This window comes from Cryptosporangium sp. NPDC051539 (genome assembly GCF_044454545.1).
GTDB lineage: Bacteria > Actinomycetota > Actinomycetes > Mycobacteriales > Cryptosporangiaceae > Cryptosporangium.
This window is the reverse complement of sequence record NZ_JBITDV010000003.1, coordinates 622,114-637,768: the sequence shown is the minus strand read 5'-3', so window position 1 is coordinate 637,768 and position 15,655 is coordinate 622,114. Positions and strand designations below refer to the sequence as shown.

The 15,655-nt window shown below is 72.9% G+C and carries 13 protein-coding genes and 1 pseudogene; 8 read left to right on the top strand and 6 right to left on the bottom strand.

Annotated elements, in window-relative coordinates; translation table 11 throughout:
* Positions 1 to 80 precede the first annotated feature (80 nt).
* Positions 81 to 767: a hypothetical protein gene (locus tag ACIBZJ_RS13195; protein ID WP_395928898.1), complete on the top strand. Its 687-nt coding sequence runs from the start codon at positions 81 to 83 to the stop codon at positions 765 to 767.
* Here ACIBZJ_RS13195 and ACIBZJ_RS13190 read toward each other — a convergent pair.
* Complete coding sequence (locus ACIBZJ_RS13190) at positions 764 to 976, bottom strand: hypothetical protein (RefSeq protein WP_395928896.1); 213 nt, start codon at positions 974 to 976, stop codon at positions 764 to 766. The genes ACIBZJ_RS13195 and ACIBZJ_RS13190 overlap by 4 nt on opposite strands.
* Before the next feature lie 557 nt (positions 977 to 1,533).
* Here ACIBZJ_RS13190 and ACIBZJ_RS13185 point away from each other — a divergent pair.
* Both ACIBZJ_RS13185 and ACIBZJ_RS13180 read left to right on the top strand, forming a co-directional pair.
* Positions 1,534 to 2,628: an LLM class flavin-dependent oxidoreductase gene (locus tag ACIBZJ_RS13185; protein ID WP_395928894.1), complete on the top strand. Its 1,095-nt coding sequence runs from the start codon at positions 1,534 to 1,536 to the stop codon at positions 2,626 to 2,628.
* A complete protein-coding gene (locus tag ACIBZJ_RS13180; protein ID WP_395928892.1) occupies positions 2,625 to 3,233 on the top strand; it encodes an FMN reductase in 609 nt (202 codons plus the stop codon). Before ACIBZJ_RS13185 ends, ACIBZJ_RS13180 begins: the two co-directional genes overlap by 4 nt.
* Here ACIBZJ_RS13180 and ACIBZJ_RS13175 read toward each other — a convergent pair.
* The 3 genes from ACIBZJ_RS13175 to ACIBZJ_RS13165 all read right to left on the bottom strand — a co-directional run bounded on the left by ACIBZJ_RS13175 (position 3,221) and on the right by ACIBZJ_RS13165 (position 7,203).
* The gene (locus tag ACIBZJ_RS13175; RefSeq protein WP_395928890.1) at positions 3,221 to 5,263 is read right to left on the bottom strand and encodes an ATP-binding protein; all 2,043 of its coding nucleotides are present in this window, start codon (positions 5,261 to 5,263) and stop codon (positions 3,221 to 3,223) included. The two genes, ACIBZJ_RS13180 and ACIBZJ_RS13175, sit on opposite strands and share 13 nt — an antisense overlap.
* A 69-nt stretch (positions 5,264 to 5,332) precedes the next feature.
* Entirely contained in the window at positions 5,333 to 6,595 is a 1,263-nt protein-coding gene (locus ACIBZJ_RS13170; RefSeq protein ID WP_395928888.1) for a cation:proton antiporter, read from the bottom strand.
* Between the two features lie 116 nt (positions 6,596 to 6,711).
* Entirely contained in the window at positions 6,712 to 7,203 is a 492-nt protein-coding gene (locus ACIBZJ_RS13165) for a cation:proton antiporter regulatory subunit (RefSeq protein ID WP_395928886.1), read from the bottom strand.
* A gap of 131 nt (positions 7,204 to 7,334) precedes the next feature.
* Between ACIBZJ_RS13165 and ACIBZJ_RS13160 the strand changes: the two genes are divergently transcribed.
* The gene (locus tag ACIBZJ_RS13160; protein ID WP_395928884.1) at positions 7,335 to 7,892 is read left to right on the top strand and encodes a methylated-DNA--[protein]-cysteine S-methyltransferase; all 558 of its coding nucleotides are present in this window, start codon (positions 7,335 to 7,337) and stop codon (positions 7,890 to 7,892) included.
* 33 nt (positions 7,893 to 7,925) lie between these two features.
* Positions 7,926 to 9,734: an ATP-binding protein gene (locus tag ACIBZJ_RS13155; protein WP_395928882.1), complete on the top strand. Its 1,809-nt coding sequence runs from the start codon at positions 7,926 to 7,928 to the stop codon at positions 9,732 to 9,734.
* Here ACIBZJ_RS13155 and ACIBZJ_RS13150 read toward each other — a convergent pair.
* Positions 9,731 to 10,543 carry a serine hydrolase gene (locus tag ACIBZJ_RS13150; protein WP_395928880.1) on the bottom strand — a complete coding sequence of 271 codons (813 nt, stop codon included), beginning with the start codon at positions 10,541 to 10,543 and terminating at the stop codon, positions 9,731 to 9,733. The two genes, ACIBZJ_RS13155 and ACIBZJ_RS13150, sit on opposite strands and share 4 nt — an antisense overlap.
* A 126-nt stretch (positions 10,544 to 10,669) precedes the next feature.
* On the opposite strand from ACIBZJ_RS13150, the pseudogene ACIBZJ_RS13145 reads away from it, so the two are divergent.
* Positions 10,670 to 12,042, top strand: a pseudogene (locus tag ACIBZJ_RS13145) (NADP-dependent succinic semialdehyde dehydrogenase).
* On the opposite strand, the gene ACIBZJ_RS13140 reads toward ACIBZJ_RS13145, so the two are convergent.
* A complete protein-coding gene (locus ACIBZJ_RS13140) occupies positions 12,039 to 13,223 on the bottom strand; it encodes a hypothetical protein (protein WP_395928878.1) in 1,185 nt (394 codons plus the stop codon). The pseudogene ACIBZJ_RS13145 and the gene ACIBZJ_RS13140 sit on opposite strands and share 4 nt — an antisense overlap.
* A 100-nt stretch (positions 13,224 to 13,323) precedes the next feature.
* Between ACIBZJ_RS13140 and ACIBZJ_RS13135 the strand changes: the two genes are divergently transcribed.
* Entirely contained in the window at positions 13,324 to 14,106 is a 783-nt protein-coding gene (locus ACIBZJ_RS13135; protein WP_395928876.1) for a GntR family transcriptional regulator, read from the top strand.
* Complete coding sequence (locus tag ACIBZJ_RS13130; protein WP_395928874.1) at positions 14,103 to 15,581, top strand: glycoside hydrolase family 3 protein; 1,479 nt, start codon at positions 14,103 to 14,105, stop codon at positions 15,579 to 15,581. The genes ACIBZJ_RS13135 and ACIBZJ_RS13130 overlap by 4 nt, the downstream gene beginning before the upstream one ends.
* The last annotated feature ends 74 nt before the right edge of the window (positions 15,582 to 15,655 follow it).

The following is a 15,655-nucleotide window of genomic DNA, read 5'->3' as shown; positions in this document are numbered from 1 at the left end:
GGCCCCGTCCTCCGACACACCGGCCACCGCCAGGCACACTCGCTGCACCCGTGGGCCGGGCGCTTGCCTAGGCTAGCGGCATGGTCGGCACCCGGATGACATTGACCGAAGCGGTCGAACTCACGCGCACCGGAGATCTCTGGCTCTTCCGCGGCCGCACCGCTGCCGACCGGGCGATCCAGACGCTGACCAACAGCCCGGTCAACCACGTCGGCATGGCGGTCACGATCGACGACATGCCGCCGCTGATGTGGCACGCCGAACTCGGCCGTTCCCTCACCGACGTCTGGGCCGGCGCCCACGTGCGTGGCGTCCAGCTGCACGTGCTGGCCGACGCGGTCAGCGTCTGGGGCAACCGGTACGGCCAGCGCGCCTGGCTGCGCCAGCTCGACGCGGACGTCACGCGCGACGTGGAGGACGCGGTGCTCCGCACCGTGGCGCGCCTCGACGGCACGCCGTTCCCGTCGACGGCCGGCCTGGCCGGACGCTGGGCTCGTGGGCGCAGCAAGCAGCGCATCAACCGCCTGCGCGCAGTGGGACGCGATGCGATCGGCCTCCCGGAACCGGACAAGGCCGCGCGTCCCGACAACCCGCTCGAATCCGCGTACTGCGCCGAGGTCGTTGCACTGACCTATCAGGCCATGGGGCTGCTCCCGGCGTCACGAGCGTCCGACTCGTACGACCCGGGCAGTTTCTGGAGTGGCGACAAGCTCGACCTGCAAGGCGGCGCCACCCTCAGCGACGAGATCGAGGTAGTGCTGCCTTAGGAGCCGCTTCCCGAGGAACCACGACGGCGCGAGACGTGCAGCACGGTGCCGTCGGCGCCGGTCACCACGGTCAGCCCGTCACCGGAGAATCGCGTCCGGTCGGGATTGTCCTGTTCGGGGGAGACCCGGGCCGGCGACGCGAGAACGTTCGCCACGTCGGCGTCGGAAATACCGAAGTCGGTGGCGGCGCGGCGTGCACCGCGGGTCATTCTGACCGAACCGGGTGAGGTGGTCGCCTGGTTCGCTCCGGAGCGTCCGCCGGAAGCGGGACCGGAACCACGACGGCGCTGATCGTTGTCGCGGCCGTTCGGCCGGCCGGGCGCGGGGCTGCGCCGGCGCTGAGCGGGCGGGGCTTCCGAGTAGGCGTCGTCCTCGGCGGACGGATCGCCCGGCGGGGCGAGGAACAACATCGCAGGAGCTGCAGGAGCAGACGAGGATGAGGGCATAACGTCCCTTCTGATCGACGCATCGGTGCGCTGGGCGGGCCGCGGAGCGGCTCGCGAGCCAAGGGAGCCTTCCGGCTTCTCGAGGACGGCCAGCGCGCCGTCTCACAGGGGCGAGGCTCTCCAAGAGCCTCGGGCGGCGGGTTGCCGACGGTGGCACCCGGCTTGGATGACACCCGGTCGGGATGAACGGCCACCCACCACTCACTGTACCCGCAACTGCTCCGTTGCGCTGAGTGGTCCCGGCGGGTGAGGCCGGTCACCGCGGAATATCGCCGTCCCCGATATAGTTGATGTGTCATCTACTCGAGAAGGAGAGTCCGATGCAGTTCGGCATCTTCACCGTCGGTGACGTCACCGAGGACCCGACCACCGGCCGGACCCCGACCGAGCACGAGCGCATCAAGGCGATGGTGACGATCGCCAAGAAGGCCGAGGAGGTCGGGCTCGACGTCTTCGCGACCGGCGAGCACCACAACCCGCCGTTCGTGCCCTCGTCGCCCACCACCATGCTCGGCTACCTCGCCGCGCAGACCGACCGGATCATCCTGTCGACGTCCACGACGCTGATCACCACGAACGACCCGGTGAAGATCGCCGAGGACTTCGCGATGCTCCAGCACCTGGCCGACGGCCGCGTCGACCTGATGATGGGCCGTGGCAACACCGGGCCGGTCTACCCGTGGTTCGGCCAGGACATCCGCCAGGGCATCCCGCTGGCGATCGAGAACTACCACCTGCTGCGCCGGCTCTGGCGCGAGGAGGTCGTCGACTGGCAGGGCAAGTTCCGTACGCCCCTGCAGGGCTTCACCTCGACGCCGCGTCCGCTCGACGACGTGCCGCCGTTCGTCTGGCACGGCTCGATCCGCAGCCCGGAGATCGCCGAGCAGGCCGCGTACTACGGCGACGGTTTTTTCGCCAACCACATCTTCTGGCCCACCGAGCACTTCCAGCAGCTGATCAGCTTCTACCGCGAGCGGTTCGCGCACTACGGCCACGGCACGCCCGAGCAGGCGATCGTCGGCCTCGGCGGGCAGGTGTTCATCCGGAAGAACTCGCAGGACGCGGTGAAGGAGTTCCGTCCGTACTTCGACAACGCGCCGGTCTACGGACACGGACCGTCGCTGGAGGAGTTCACGTCGGAGACCCCGCTCACCGTGGGTAGCCCGCAGGAGATCATCGATCGGACGCTCACGTTCCGCGAGCACTTCGGCGACTACCAGCGCCAGCTGTTCCTGGCCGACCACGCCGGCCTGCCGCTGAAGACCGTGCTCGAGCAGCTCGACCTGCTCGGCGAGGAGGTCGTCCCGGTGCTGCGCAAGGAGCTCGACGCGAAGCGTCCGGCCGACGTCCCGGACGCCCCCACGCACGAGTCGCTCAAGGCCGCGAAGGCGGCGAAGGAGGCCGCGCTCGTATGACCAGGATCGCCGTCGTCAGCGCCGGATTGAGTCAGCCGAGTTCCACCCGGCTGCTCGCCGACCAGCTCGCGGCCGCCGTGGAGAGGGCTCTGCCCGGGGTCGAGATCGACGTCGTCGAGCTGCGCGACCTCGCGCACGACGTCACGAACAACCTGCTGACCGGGTTCCCGAGCGCGGCCCTGCGGGCCGTGCTCGACCGGGTCGCCGCGGCCGACGCGCTGATCGCGGTCACCCCGGTCTACCGGGCGTCGTACAACGGTCTGTTCAAGTCGTTCTTCGACGTCCTCGACGAGGACGCGCTGCGCAACAAGCCGGTGCTCCTCGGGGCGACCGGCGGCACGGCCAGGCATTCGCTGGCGATCGAGCACGCGATCCGGCCGCTGTTCGGCTATCTGCACGCGCTGACGGTCCCGACGGCGGTGTTCGCCGCGTCGTCCGACTGGGGTTCCGGCGGGGGCACGGAGGGCGGTTCGGACGCGCTGAGCAGCCGGATCCGGCAGGCCGGCGAGGAACTCGCCGATCTGCTGGCCCACCGCTCCGCACCGGCGCCCGCCGACCCGTTCGCGAACCCGATCCCGTTCGAGGACCTGCTCTACGACCGCTGAGCGCCGACCAGCTCCGGTTCGGTCGTTTCGGAGGCCGGTGAGCCCGCGGGCAGCGTGAACCAGACGACGGTGCCGCCACCGGGGTTGTCGGCGGCACCGATCGAGCCGCCGTGCCGCTCGACGACGCGGCGGCAGATCGCCAGTCCCATCCCGGCGGTCGGCCGCGTCGCGCCGGGCGGCCAGGAGAACAGGGCGGCGTGGTGGCCGGGCGGGAACCCGATCCCGTGATCGGCGATCTCGACCCGGATCCAGCCGGGCCCGCCTTCGACCGGATGGGCCCGGACCGCGATCCGGGCCGGTTCGTCGGGCGGCGTGTACGTGAGCGCGTTGCTCAACAGGTTGCCGACCAGGCGGCGGATCAGCCGCCCGTCGGCCCGCACGGCCGGGAGCGGCCGGATCACGACGTTCGGCGTCGGGCGGTGGGCGTCCTGCGTACGCACGAGCAGGCCCAGGACGTCGGTGACGACCGTGGTCAGGTCCACGTCACCGACCCGGAGCGCGGTGTTGCGGGTGGCGGTGTACGTCAGCAGGTCGTCGACCAGCTGCCGCGTCCGCTCGGCGCCGGTCCGTGCCCGCCCGAGGTGGCCGGCCGCGGACGCGACCGCCCGGGGCTGCCGCCCCAGGACCCGGACCTCTCCCAGGGAGTCCTCGGCGTGGGCGAGGTGGGCCGAGACGTCCGCCAGCGGCGTTTTCACGTGCTCCGCCGTCACGTGGGCGAACGCGGCCAGGTCCGCCTCGCACGCCCGCAGCGCGGTCACGTCCCGCGAGATCGCCAGCGCGCCCGGCCTGCCGGTCCCCAGCTCGATCGGCTGAGCCGTCACTTTCAGGCGGACGCCGCCCGGGCGGGCGGCGCTGCGGACCACGATCTCGTCGGTGCACGCGGTCCCGTCGAGCGCACGCCGGAGCGGGAGCGTGCCGGGCGGGTACGGCGTCACGCCGTCGGCCCGGTAGATCCCGTGGTCGGGGGCGCCGTCCGGATCGGGGGTCGCGAGCGTGGCCTGCGCGGGTGGGTTGAGCAGCGCCAGCGTGCCGTCCTGGTCGGCGACCGCGACACCGTCCTCCAGGCCGGCCAGCACCGCGTGCAGGAGCGCGGCCTGCTGCCGGGACGCGGTCTCGACGGCGCGCAACTCGGCCTCGGCGGCCTCGGCGCCGGCGCGGGCCCTGGCCCGCGCTCCGGCCAGCACGAACACGAGTACCGCGAGCAGAATGCCCGCTCCGGCGCCGGTGGCGGCCACGATCTCGTCCAGATGCACATCGACGCCGAGCAGCCCGGCCGCCGCGGTGCTCGTCGTCGTGCGGAGCTCCCACGTCTGGTCCCCGACCGCGAGCAGCGTCGTCCGGTCGACGGTGGTGGTCTCGGTGGCACCGACGGTGCCGATCGGCGTCCGCGGGCCGGTCGCGGTGAGCGTCGTCGCCGAACCGCTCGGGACGTCGTCGCGGAGCGCGGCGGCCAGGAACAGCGGGCCGACGAAGCCGAGGCGGACCACCGCTCCCGGGCGGCCGGGAACGGGCGCGAGGACCGCGATCGCGACCGGGCCGCCGCCGATCGGGGTGTACGGGGCCGACACGGTCAGGCTGCCGGTGGTGCGGGCGGTGGCGAGCGCCTCGGTGATCGCGGGCGGCCAGGTCGTCGCCCCGTCGGCGGCGGTACCGGCCGGGGTGGGGAGCGAGCCGTCCAGCGGGCGGGTCAGCAGCTGCCGGTAACCGTCGCCGGCCGGGAGGATCACGCTGACGCCGGTGACGCCGGCCAGGTGGTCGGCGGCGAGCGGCGTGGTCACCGATCGGAACCCGGCGGTGTCGAGCGTGCCCAGAGCGCCCAGCGCGGCGGCGACCTGGCGGGCGGCGTCGCCGTAGCGGCGGATCTCGTTCGTGACCGCCGCGGTCGCGGCGGCGGTCCTGGCGTCGACGGCGCGATCGAGACCGTGCCGCTCGACGGCCCGGAGGCCGGCCCCGGCGAGCAGCGACAGTCCGATTCCCAGCACGGCGACGACCGAGGCCGGCACCGACCCCGGCGGTGCGGTCCACTTCATGCCGCCGATTCTTGCCGGTAGGAGCCGTTTAGTCGGGTTCATTCCCCGCGACGCGCGCCCGGGCCGGGTTCAGAGGGCCTCGGTGGCGGCCGTCGACGCGGCCGCGGTTCCGGGGCCCGCCGCGCCCGGCGCGGCCGACGCGGCGTCGCCGCGCTTGGCGAAGATTCCGGTGGTGGGGCGCTTGGGCCGCTTCGAGCGGTCGAGGTCGGACAGCCGGGCGAGCAGTGGCCCGGTGACGACCGTGATCAGCACGTAGGCGGTGGCGAGCGCACCGAGCTGCGCGTCGACCCCGGCGGCGACGGCCAGCCCCGCGATGACGATCGAGAACTCCCCGCGCGGCATCAGCGCCAGCCCGGCCCGGAACCGGCCCTTGGCCCCGATTCCGGCCCGGCGGGCCGCGTACATCCCGGTGAGGACTTTCGTCCCCATCGTGACGACCGCGAGCGCGAGCGCTGGCAGCAGTACCGGTGGGATCGTCTCCGGAGCGGTCGACAGACCGAAGAACACGAAGAACACCGCGGCGAACAGGTCGCGCAGCGGGCTGAGCAGCGCGGTCGCCGAGTGGGCGACCTCACCGGAGAGCGCGATGCCGACCAGGAACGCTCCGACCGCGGCGGAGACCTGCAGCTCGGACGCGATGCCCGCGACCAGCAGGGTCAGCCCCAGGACGCCGAGCAGCAGCGCCTCGGCGTCGTCGGCCGAGACGAGCTTGGTGATCCAGTTGCCGAACCGCAGCGCGATCACGAGCACGATCGCGACCGTGCCCAGCGCGATGCCGAGCACCACCGAGCCCTTCGCGAACCCCAGCCCGGCCAGCAGCGCGGTGAGGATCGGCAGGTAGAGCGCCATCGCGAGGTCCTCGATGACGAGGACGCTCAGCACGGTCGGCGTCTCGCGGTTACCGAGCCGGCCCAGGTCGGCGAGCGTTTTGGCGATGACGCCGGACGACGACACCCAGGTCACCCCGGCGAGGGCGACCGCACCGACCGGCCCCCAGCCGAGCACCAGTGCCAGGATCGCACCCGGCACCGCGTTGAGCAGCGCGTCCACGACGCCGGCGGGCGCTGCCGCCCGGACGTTCGTCACGAGCTCGTCCGCGGAGTACTCCAGGCCCAGCGTGACCAGCAGCAGGATCACGCCGATCTCGGCGCCGATCTCGATGAACCCCTCGCTGGCCGACAGCGGTACCAGGCCACCGTGGCCGAACGCCAGCCCGGCGAGCAGGTAGAGCGGGATCGGGCTGAGCCCGATCCGGCGGCCGGCCCGGCCCAGCAGGGCCAGGGCCAGCAGGATTCCGCCGACCTCGATCAACAGCGTCGCGGAGGAATGCACCGGCCTCCCTCTCGTGCACTATTCGTCACCGGGGCCGCGCTGCCCGGCCAGGACTCATCCGCCGGTGGCGGACGACCGCCCCGGAACAACGGGCCCGGAGATGGCTCCGGGCCTGCTCAGACGTCGCCGCGCAGAATGGCGGCGACCCCGTCGACGCCCTCGCGGGTGCCGACCACGACCATCATGTCGCCAGGAGCGAACACGAACGACGGGCCGGGCGAGGCGACGACCTCACCCTGCCGCAGTACCGCGACGATCGACGCACCGGTCCGGGTTCGGGCCTGCGTGTCGCCCAGCGCCCGCCCGGCGAACCTCGACCCCTCCAGGATCGGTAGCTGTTCGGTGAGGACGCCGACGACCTGTTGCTGCAACTCGGCGAGGTGCCGGACCAGCTGCGGAGCCCCCAGGAGCTCCGCCAGCGCATTCGCTTCGTCGCCGCTCAGGGGGATCGTGTCACTCGCGGCGTCCGGATCGTCGACGTCGTAGATGACCAGTTCGCGGTGGCCGTCGCGGTGGGTGAGTACGCCGATCCGGCGGCCCTTGCGCGTCACCACGTCCTGGCAGACGCCGATCCCGGGGAGGGCTCGCTGCTCTACCCGCGCACTCATTCTGGTCCTCCGGCTCATCGTCTACGGGCCCCCCGATCCGTGTCCGAACACAGTAGCTCGCCCGGCCGGTGGCCAGCGCGATCGTCGGGAGAGACCGGGTTCTGTCGGTGGTCGTGGTTACAGTGCGGAGCGTGACGGACAAACCTCGACCCGACGTCGAGACCTGCGCGAGCGTGGAGGTACCGACGCCGATCGGGCCGCTCGGTGTCGTGGTCACCGCCCGGGGTGTGCTAGCGGTCGGGCTCGGCGGGCTCGAGGGCGCCGAGCACGCCGCCCGCACGATGCGCGGGCTGGTGCCCGGTGCGCTGCCCGGGCCGGTCGAGCGGGTGCGGGCCGAGCTCGGCGAGTACTTCGACGAGGCCCGGCAGCGCTTCACCGTGCCGATCGACTGGCGGCTGAGCAGCGGGTACGCCCGGGAGGTGCGGGCGGCGCTGGCCGCGAACGTCGGTTACGGCGAGACGATCAGCTACGGCGGCCTCGCGCGCCTGGTGAGCGACGCGGACGTCGAGGGGCCCGACGGGGCGGCGCGCGCCGTGGGCCGGGCGATGGCGACGAATCCCGTCCCGCTGCTGGTGCCGTGCCACCGGGTGCTGGCGGCCGACGGCTCGCTCCACGGTTTCGGCGGAGGCCTGGAGATGAAGCGCCGCCTGCTGGCACTGGAAGGAGCCGTCCCCGCCACGCTGTTCTGAGGAACCGCACCTGACCGCGGCTATTCTTCGTTTATGTCCGTTTATCCGGCCGTCGTGGGGAAACACGCCCGGCTGCCGCACTGGGCCTCGCTGCCGGTCATCGTCGCGGTGCTCGGGGTCAGTACGACGCTGCTCGTCACCGGGATGCTCCATCAGTCCGAGCAGCGACGCGCGGAGGCCCTGCTCGACCGGCAGGCCCTCGCGGTCGAGGCGGCGGTGAGCGCCGAGGCAAATCGGTACGTGGACACGATGACCGACCTCTCCGCGGCGATCGGCGCGCAGGCGGCGCTCTCGCCGAGCGACTTCGCCGCGATCGTGTCCGGTCTGTCGGCGAAGCGCCTCTACGGGGCGTCCGCGGTGTCGCTGGTCATGCCGGCCGGAACCGCCGAGCTTCCCGACCTCGGCCAGATCTGGTCGGCCCCGCAGGCGAACACGGGTCACGCCGATCCGCTGGCCCCGGGCGCCGCACCGAGTGTGCTGTCGCTGCCGCACCGGTACGTCGTGCTCAACCGGACGCTCGACGGGGCGCCGGCCCGCGTCGGGCGGGACGCCGGAGCGATTCCGGCCGCCCGGCAGGCGATGGATCTGGCGCTGCAGCGGGGCAGACCCACCGCGAGCGCGACCTTCGTGCTCCGCAGGGACGTCGAGAACGTGCCGGCGAACCGGCGCCAGCTCTCGTTCGTGGTCGCCGCGCCGGTCCGGCTGCTCGGCAACGCCGGCACCGGCGAACTCCGCGGCTGGTTGCTGCTGGGCATGCGCGGTCAGGACTTCCTGCAGCGGACGTTGCAGCGCGCGGCGGCGGGCCAGGTCCAGGTGGAACTGCGCGATGCCGGTGACGGCACGCCGCGGCGGGTCGCGAGCTGGCCCCGGAACGTCCGCGCGAACTTCGCCGAGTCGGCACCGCCGCTCGAGGTGCAGAACCGCCGGGTCGACGTGGCCGGCCGCACCTGGCTGCTCACGGTCTCGCCGGTCGACGGGTTCGTCCATCCGGACGGCACGCTCGACACCGTCGTCCTCGTCGCCGGCACGCTGATCGCCCTTCTGCTGGCCGGCCTGGTCGGGACGCTCAGCTACTCGCGGGCCCGGGCCTTCGCCGACGTCGACCGGGCCACCGCCGCTCTGCGCGCCGACGTCGCCCGGCGCGAAGACGTCGAACGAGCGCTGCGCAGGCGCGAGAAAGAGCTGGCCGGCTTCGCGGGGGTGGCGGCGCACGACCTGCGGACGCCGCTGACCGCGGCGTCCGCCTACCTGGAGGTGCTGGCGGAAGACACCGACGTGCGGTTCGACCCGCAGAGCGCGGAGTTCCTCGACCGCGCGCGGTCGGCGGTGGCCCGCACCGACCGGATGCTGACCGACCTGCTCGGGTACGCGACCGCGGACCAGGTGGAGCTCCGGCGGGCCGAGGTCGACCTCGGCCGGCTGGTGGCGGACGTGGTCGCGGAGCGGACCGACCGGCTGGAGGCCGATCCGCGGCGGGTCGTGGTGGGGGAGCTACCCGTGGTCTCCGGCGATCCGAACATGATCCGGCAGGTGCTCGACAACCTGATCGGCAACGCGCTGAAGTACACCGCGCCGGGCCAGCCGCCGCGGGTGTCGGTGACCGGGCGGTGGATCGAGTCCGGGTGGTCGATCGAAGTCGCCGACCGGGGCATCGGTATACCGCCGGACGAGCGCGCCGGGGTGTTCGACGCCTTCCATCGCGGCCAAGGCAGCGGCGGCTACTCCGGCAGCGGGCTGGGCCTGGCGATCTGCCGCCGGGCGATCGAACGCCACGGCGGGATGATCGGCGTCGACGAGCATCCCGGCGGTGGAAGCCTCTTCTGGTTCACGCTGCCGGGTTAGGCGAACAGGATCCGGGCCACTTGCGAGGTGGTCTCGACGCCGGACGCGTAGGTGCCCCCCGAGCGCTGGTCGGCCATGACGGCCAGCAGATAGCGCTGGTGGGCACCGACGAAGCCGGCCGAGTTGAGCACCCACCCGGCCCGGTACCGGTACCAGCCGTTCTTGTTCCCGCGTACCCATCCGGACCCGGCCGCCCACACGCCCCACTGCTGGTTGCCCGCCACCCCGCGCATCCGCGCCAGCAGGTAGCGGCGCACCTCGCTCGGCGTCTCCCGCACCACGTACCGGACCAGCCGTCGCAGATCGGCCGCGGTCGTCTTCATCGAGCCCCAGTGCCGCTCGAGGCTGGGCACGAACCCGGTCTCGGTCATGCCGTAGTCCTTCCAGTGCGCCACCATCGACGCGCCGCCGTACCGGGCCCAGAGCTGGTTCGCGGCCCCGTTGTCGCTGCTCACCAGCGCCGCGTACAACCAGCGCCAGTCGTCGGTGGACAGACTCACCTCACCGCGGTGCCTGCGCATCAGGATGTCGAGCGCGATCGCCAGCTTGGCGGTGGACGCCGCGAAGATCGGACGGTCGGCGTCGTCGTTGCGCCAGACCCGGTCACGCCACCCGTCCGAGACCGCCACCCCGGTGTAACCGGGCCGGCCGTCCAGGTACTTCTGTACGCGGGCCAGCCGGACGGCGAAGTCGCAGTCGAAGCCGGTGGCCTCGTCGACACAGCCGTCGGCGCGCGCCGACACCGGGGTCAGCAGAAATCCGCCGGCCAGCACGGAAACCAGGAGACAAATCGCGAGACGTAGACGCACGGCACTCTCCGAGTCACTTTTGTACCTAAAAGTGACGTTAGTACCGATTTAGAACAAACCCGAGGACCGTTCACGGCGGGTCGGGCTGGGTACGTCGAAGGCAGCTCACCCAGAAGGAGGCGCATCGTGGCGATCGCGACGATCGACCCGACCGACGGCCGGGTACTGAAGACCTTCGAACCGCTGACCGGCGCGGACATCGAGAGCAGCCTGGCGCGAGCCGCCGAGGCCTTCACCCGGATGCGCTCCACGACGTTCGCCCAGCGCGCGGCCTGGCTACGGGCCGCCGCCGACATCCTGGACGCCGAGCGCGACGACATCGCCCGCACGATGACCGTCGAGATGGGCAAGACGCTGGTCGCCGCGAAGGCCGAGGTCGCGAAATGTGCGACCGCGTGCCGCTTCTACGCCAAGCACGCCGAGCACTTCCTCGCCGACGAGCCGGTCGACCCCGCGCTGGTCAAGGCCCGCCAGGCCTACGTGCGTTACCAGCCGCTGGGCCCGGTGCTCGCGGTCATGCCCTGGAACTTCCCGCTCTGGCAGGCGATGCGGTTCGCCGCACCGGCGCTGATGGCCGGCAACGTGGGGCTGCTCAAGCACGCGTCGAACGTGCCGCAGACCGCGCTGTTCATGGAGGACCTGTTCCGCCGGGCCGGGTTCGGTGACGGGGCGTTCCAGACCCTGCTGATCGGATCGGCCCAGGTCGAGGCCGTGCTGTCGGACGAGCGGGTGGTCGCGGCCACGCTCACCGGCAGCGAGGGCGCCGGCAAGGCGATCGCCGCGATCGCCGGCCGGGAGCTGAAGAAGACCGTGCTGGAGCTCGGTGGCAGCGACCCGTTCGTCGTCATGCCCTCGGCCGACATCGCGCGCGCGGCGGAGGTCGCGGTGACGGCCCGGTGCCAGAACAACGGCCAGTCGTGCATCGCCGCCAAGCGGTTCATCGTCCACACCGACGTCTACGACGCGTTCGCGTCCGCGTTCGTCGAGCGGATGGCCGCGCTCACCGTCGGCGACCCGATGGACGAGAAGACCGACGTCGGCCCGCTCGCGACCGAGCAGGGGCGCACGGACGTGGAAGAACTGGTCGAGGACGCGGTCGCGCACGGCGCGACCGTGCTCTGTGGCGGCCGGGCTCCGGCCCGGCCCGGCTGGTGGTATCCGCCACCGTCGTCAGTGATCTCACCGCAGACATGCGGATGTACTCCGAGGAGGTGTTCGGGCCGGTCGCGGGGCTGTACCGGGTGGCGTCCTACGAGGAGGCGATCGAGGTCGCGAACGGCACCGACTTCGGCCTCGGCTCCAACGCCTGGACGACCGACCCGTCCGAGCAGGAGCGGTTCGTCACCGACCTCGAGGCCGGTGCGGTATTCGTCAACGGGATGGTCACCTCGTACCCGGAGCTGCCGTTCGGCGGCATCAAGACGTCCGGGTACGGGCGCGAGCTGTCGTCCCAGGGCATCCGCGAATTCTGCAACGTCAAGACGGTCTGGATCGGCTAACCCGCGTCGGACGGGGCGGCGACCCAGGCGGAGAACACCGGGACGCCGCTCCACGGGCCGCCGGACTGCTCCGCGACCGCCACGACCGCGTACGGGCGGCCGAACCGCAGCGTCGCGATGCGGCGCACGCCGTCGCGCGGTTCGATCAGCGCGGTGGCCCGCAGACCCAGCGCGGTGACCGCCGCCGCCGCGAACCCGGTCCTCGAGTATTTCGCGAGCGCGCTCTGCACCGCCTCGGCCTCGGAGCCCGCCGGCTCCGGCGGCAGCAGCGGGACGAGTGCCTCGGCCGCGTCCCGGAAACCGGTGCGGGGGTCGGCCATCAGGTCGTGCCTGCTGGTCGCCTCCCAGGCCGGGAGGATCGCTTCGCAGCGCTCCTCGCGCCCGCCCCGGGACGTCGTGCGGACCGGTTCCTCGGTCAGCGTCCAGGCGTGGCCGTCGCCGAGCGGCAGGTCGTAGAGCGAGCGGGCGGCGGGCCGGCCCCTGACCTCCTCGATCGCCGCCCGGTGGGCCGCGCCGAGCACGGTCGCCGGCGCCACGTCCGGTGCTCCGATGACCGAGACGACCGTGAGCGTGTCCTCGTCACCGCTCCGGGCGACGTGCACCGCGAGGTCTCCGGCCTCGGCGTCGGTGCTGAGGCGGGCCCGGTGGGTCCGCCCCGACCGCAGCACGGTTTCCAGCGGCCACCGGGTGGGGCCCAGCTCCGCGGCCGGGACCGCCGCGAACGGCTCGGCCCAGTTCACGTCCGTGGCCAGTGCCGACGCCAGCACGAGCAGCGTCCGTGGGTGGACGGCCAGCGGGAACTTCTCGATCAGCCCGTGCGTCCGGTCGGCGGCCCAGGCGTCCGCGTCCTCCTGGGACGGGACCGGGCCGCGTTCGACGGCCGCGCTCAGACCGTCCTCCCACGCCTGCAACGCGGGGGTCCGCCGATCGGCGCGGGTCCAGACCGCCGCGGCGGCGCCGACCGCCCGGTGGGGCCGCTCCAGCAAGGCGGACGCGTGCCCGCGCGCGTCGGCGGCCGAGCACCCCAGGGCCTCCTCGACGCCCGCCCCCGGGCGCGCGCTCGCGGCCAGGGCCAGCACCAGCCAGGCACCGAGCGGAGAGGCGACGTGGTGGGCGTCGCCGAGCGTGGCGTGCAGCCGCTCGGCGTAGCGGGCGATCAAGCCGGGGAGCTCTGAGGGCATCACGCCAGTGTCTCAGCCCGATGCTTGACGAGCGCTCACCGAAGTGGTCTAGTCCGGGCTGGACCACGACCCCCCCACACCGGAGACCATGCTGAGCGCCGTGAACACACCCGCAGATCTGCCTTCCGGGCTCGACGGAGGCAGCGTGATCGATGCGCGCAGCCCGGTGCCGAAGTACTACCAGCTGCGCGAGATCCTGCTCGACCTGATCGAGCGGGAGCTCACCGTCGACGCCCCGGTGCCCTCGGAGCGCGAGCTGGCCGCGCGCTACGGGCTCTCCCGGATGACCGCCCGGCAGGCGATCGAACACCTGGTGAGCGAGGGCAAGCTGTACCGCGTCCAGGGGCGCGGCACGTTCGTGGCCCGGCCGAAGATCGACATGCCGCTGCAGCTGACGTCGTTCAGCGAGGACATGAAGGCCCGCGGGATGATCCCCGGTGGCCGTGACCTGGGACGACGTTCGATCGACGCGCCGGCGGCGGTCGCCCGCGAGCTGGGGGTCGAGGCCGGTGCGCCGCTGTACGTCGTCGAGAGACTGCGGACGGCGGACGGGGTGCCGATGGCGTTGGAGCGCTCGCACCTGCCGGCCCGGCTGGTGCCGGGGCTGCTGGACCAGTCGCTCGCCGACCGCTCGCTGTACCAGTTGCTCGCGCAGGAGTACGGCCTCGTGCTCGACCGCGGCGACCAGGTGATCGAGGCCGGCATCGCCGACCGCGGCGACGCCGACCTGCTCGCGCTGGCGCCCGGCAGCGCGGTGCTGCGCCTGCAGCGCCGGTCGTGGGCCGGCGCGGTGCCGGTCGAGTACGTCGTGTCGACGTACCGGGCCGACCGCTATCAGCTGCGGGCCTCGCTGGACATCGCTCCACCGGGAGGGACGCCGTGAGTCTGGAATCTCTGGCCGACAAGGTGCTGCTGCCCGGGTTCGAGGAGCCGGACCCGCCGGACTGGCTGCGCCGGGCCGCGCCCGGGCTCGGGGGAGTGGTCCTCTACGGCCAGAACCTGCTCGCCGACACCGATGCGGCCCGCCTGGCGACGCTCCTGCACGCCGAGTCCGACGTCGTGCTGGCGGTGGACGAGGAAGGCGGCGACGTCACCCGTCTGCACTACCGCAACGGCAGCCCGACGCCGGGGAACTACGTGCTCGGCGCGGTCGACGATCCGGCGCTGACCGCGGCCGTGGCGGCCCGGATCGGCGCCGGGTTGCGGGAGGCGGGCGTCGGCTGGAACCTCGCGCCGGACGTCGACGTGAACTCGGCCCCGGAGAACCCGGTGATCGGGGTGCGGTCGTTCGGGGCTTCCACCGGGGTGGTCAGCCGGAACGGTGCGGCCTGGATCCGGGCACTACAGGCGACGGGGGTCGCGGCCTGCGCCAAACACTTCCCCGGGCACGGCGACACGGTCGCCGACTCGCATCACGGGTTGCCGGTGGTGGCGCTGAGCGAGCGCGAGTGGCGGGACGTCCACCTGCCCCCGTTCGTGGCCGCGATCGAGGCCGGAGTCGACTCGATCATGACCGCGCACGTCGTGGTGAACGCACTCGACCCCGCGCCGGCGACGATGAGCAGGCGTCTGCTCACCGACGTCCTCCGGGGTGAGCTGGGTTACGACGGGGTCGTGGTCACCGACGCGCTCGACATGGGCGCGATCAGGGACAGCGTCGGCGAACCCGCCGGTGCGGTCGCCGCGCTCGCTGCGGGCGCGGACGCGCTCTGCCTCGGCGCGGTCGGCGGGGAAGGGCTGTACCGGCGCGTCCGGGCCGCGATCGTGGCCGCGGTCGACGACGGCTCGCTGGCGCGGGCCAGGCTGGAACAGGCCGCCGACCGGGTCGAGGCCCTACGGCAACGAATCCGTGCGGGTGGAGGGGTGCCGGCGGACCCGGTGCCGTGGCACTCGCCGCACTCCGACACCGGCCCGTCGCTCGAGGCCGCCCGCCGCGCGGTGCGGTCCGAGGGGCTTCGTGGCCCGTTGAGCGCGCCGCCGGTCGTGGTGGAGCTGCGCGGATCGCCGAACCTCGCGGTGGGCGAGGCCTACTGGGACCTGGCCGGGCCGCTGGAGGCGCGCGGCTCCGCGCCCCGGGCCGTGCACCGGCTGAGCGATGCCGACCCGCACGCGATCGACGCCGTGCTCGCCGCCGCGCGTGGCGTCCCGCTGGTCGTCGTCGGCCGGGACGTGGCCCGCGACACCTGGCAGCGCGCCGCGTGGGAAACGCTGCGCGGCGCGCGTCCGGACAGCGTCCTCGTCGAGCTCGGGCTACCCCGGCCGGACGTGCTGACCGAAGGACAGCGCGTGTTCGTCGGCGGAGCCGGACGACCGAACCTGCAGGTCGCAGCCGAGCAGCTGACCGCAGCCGGTCACTGACCGCAGCGTTACCGAATTGACTCCTTGACGGTCCCCAGGGGCTGTGCCAATCTCCCGGGCTATACCGGTATGGA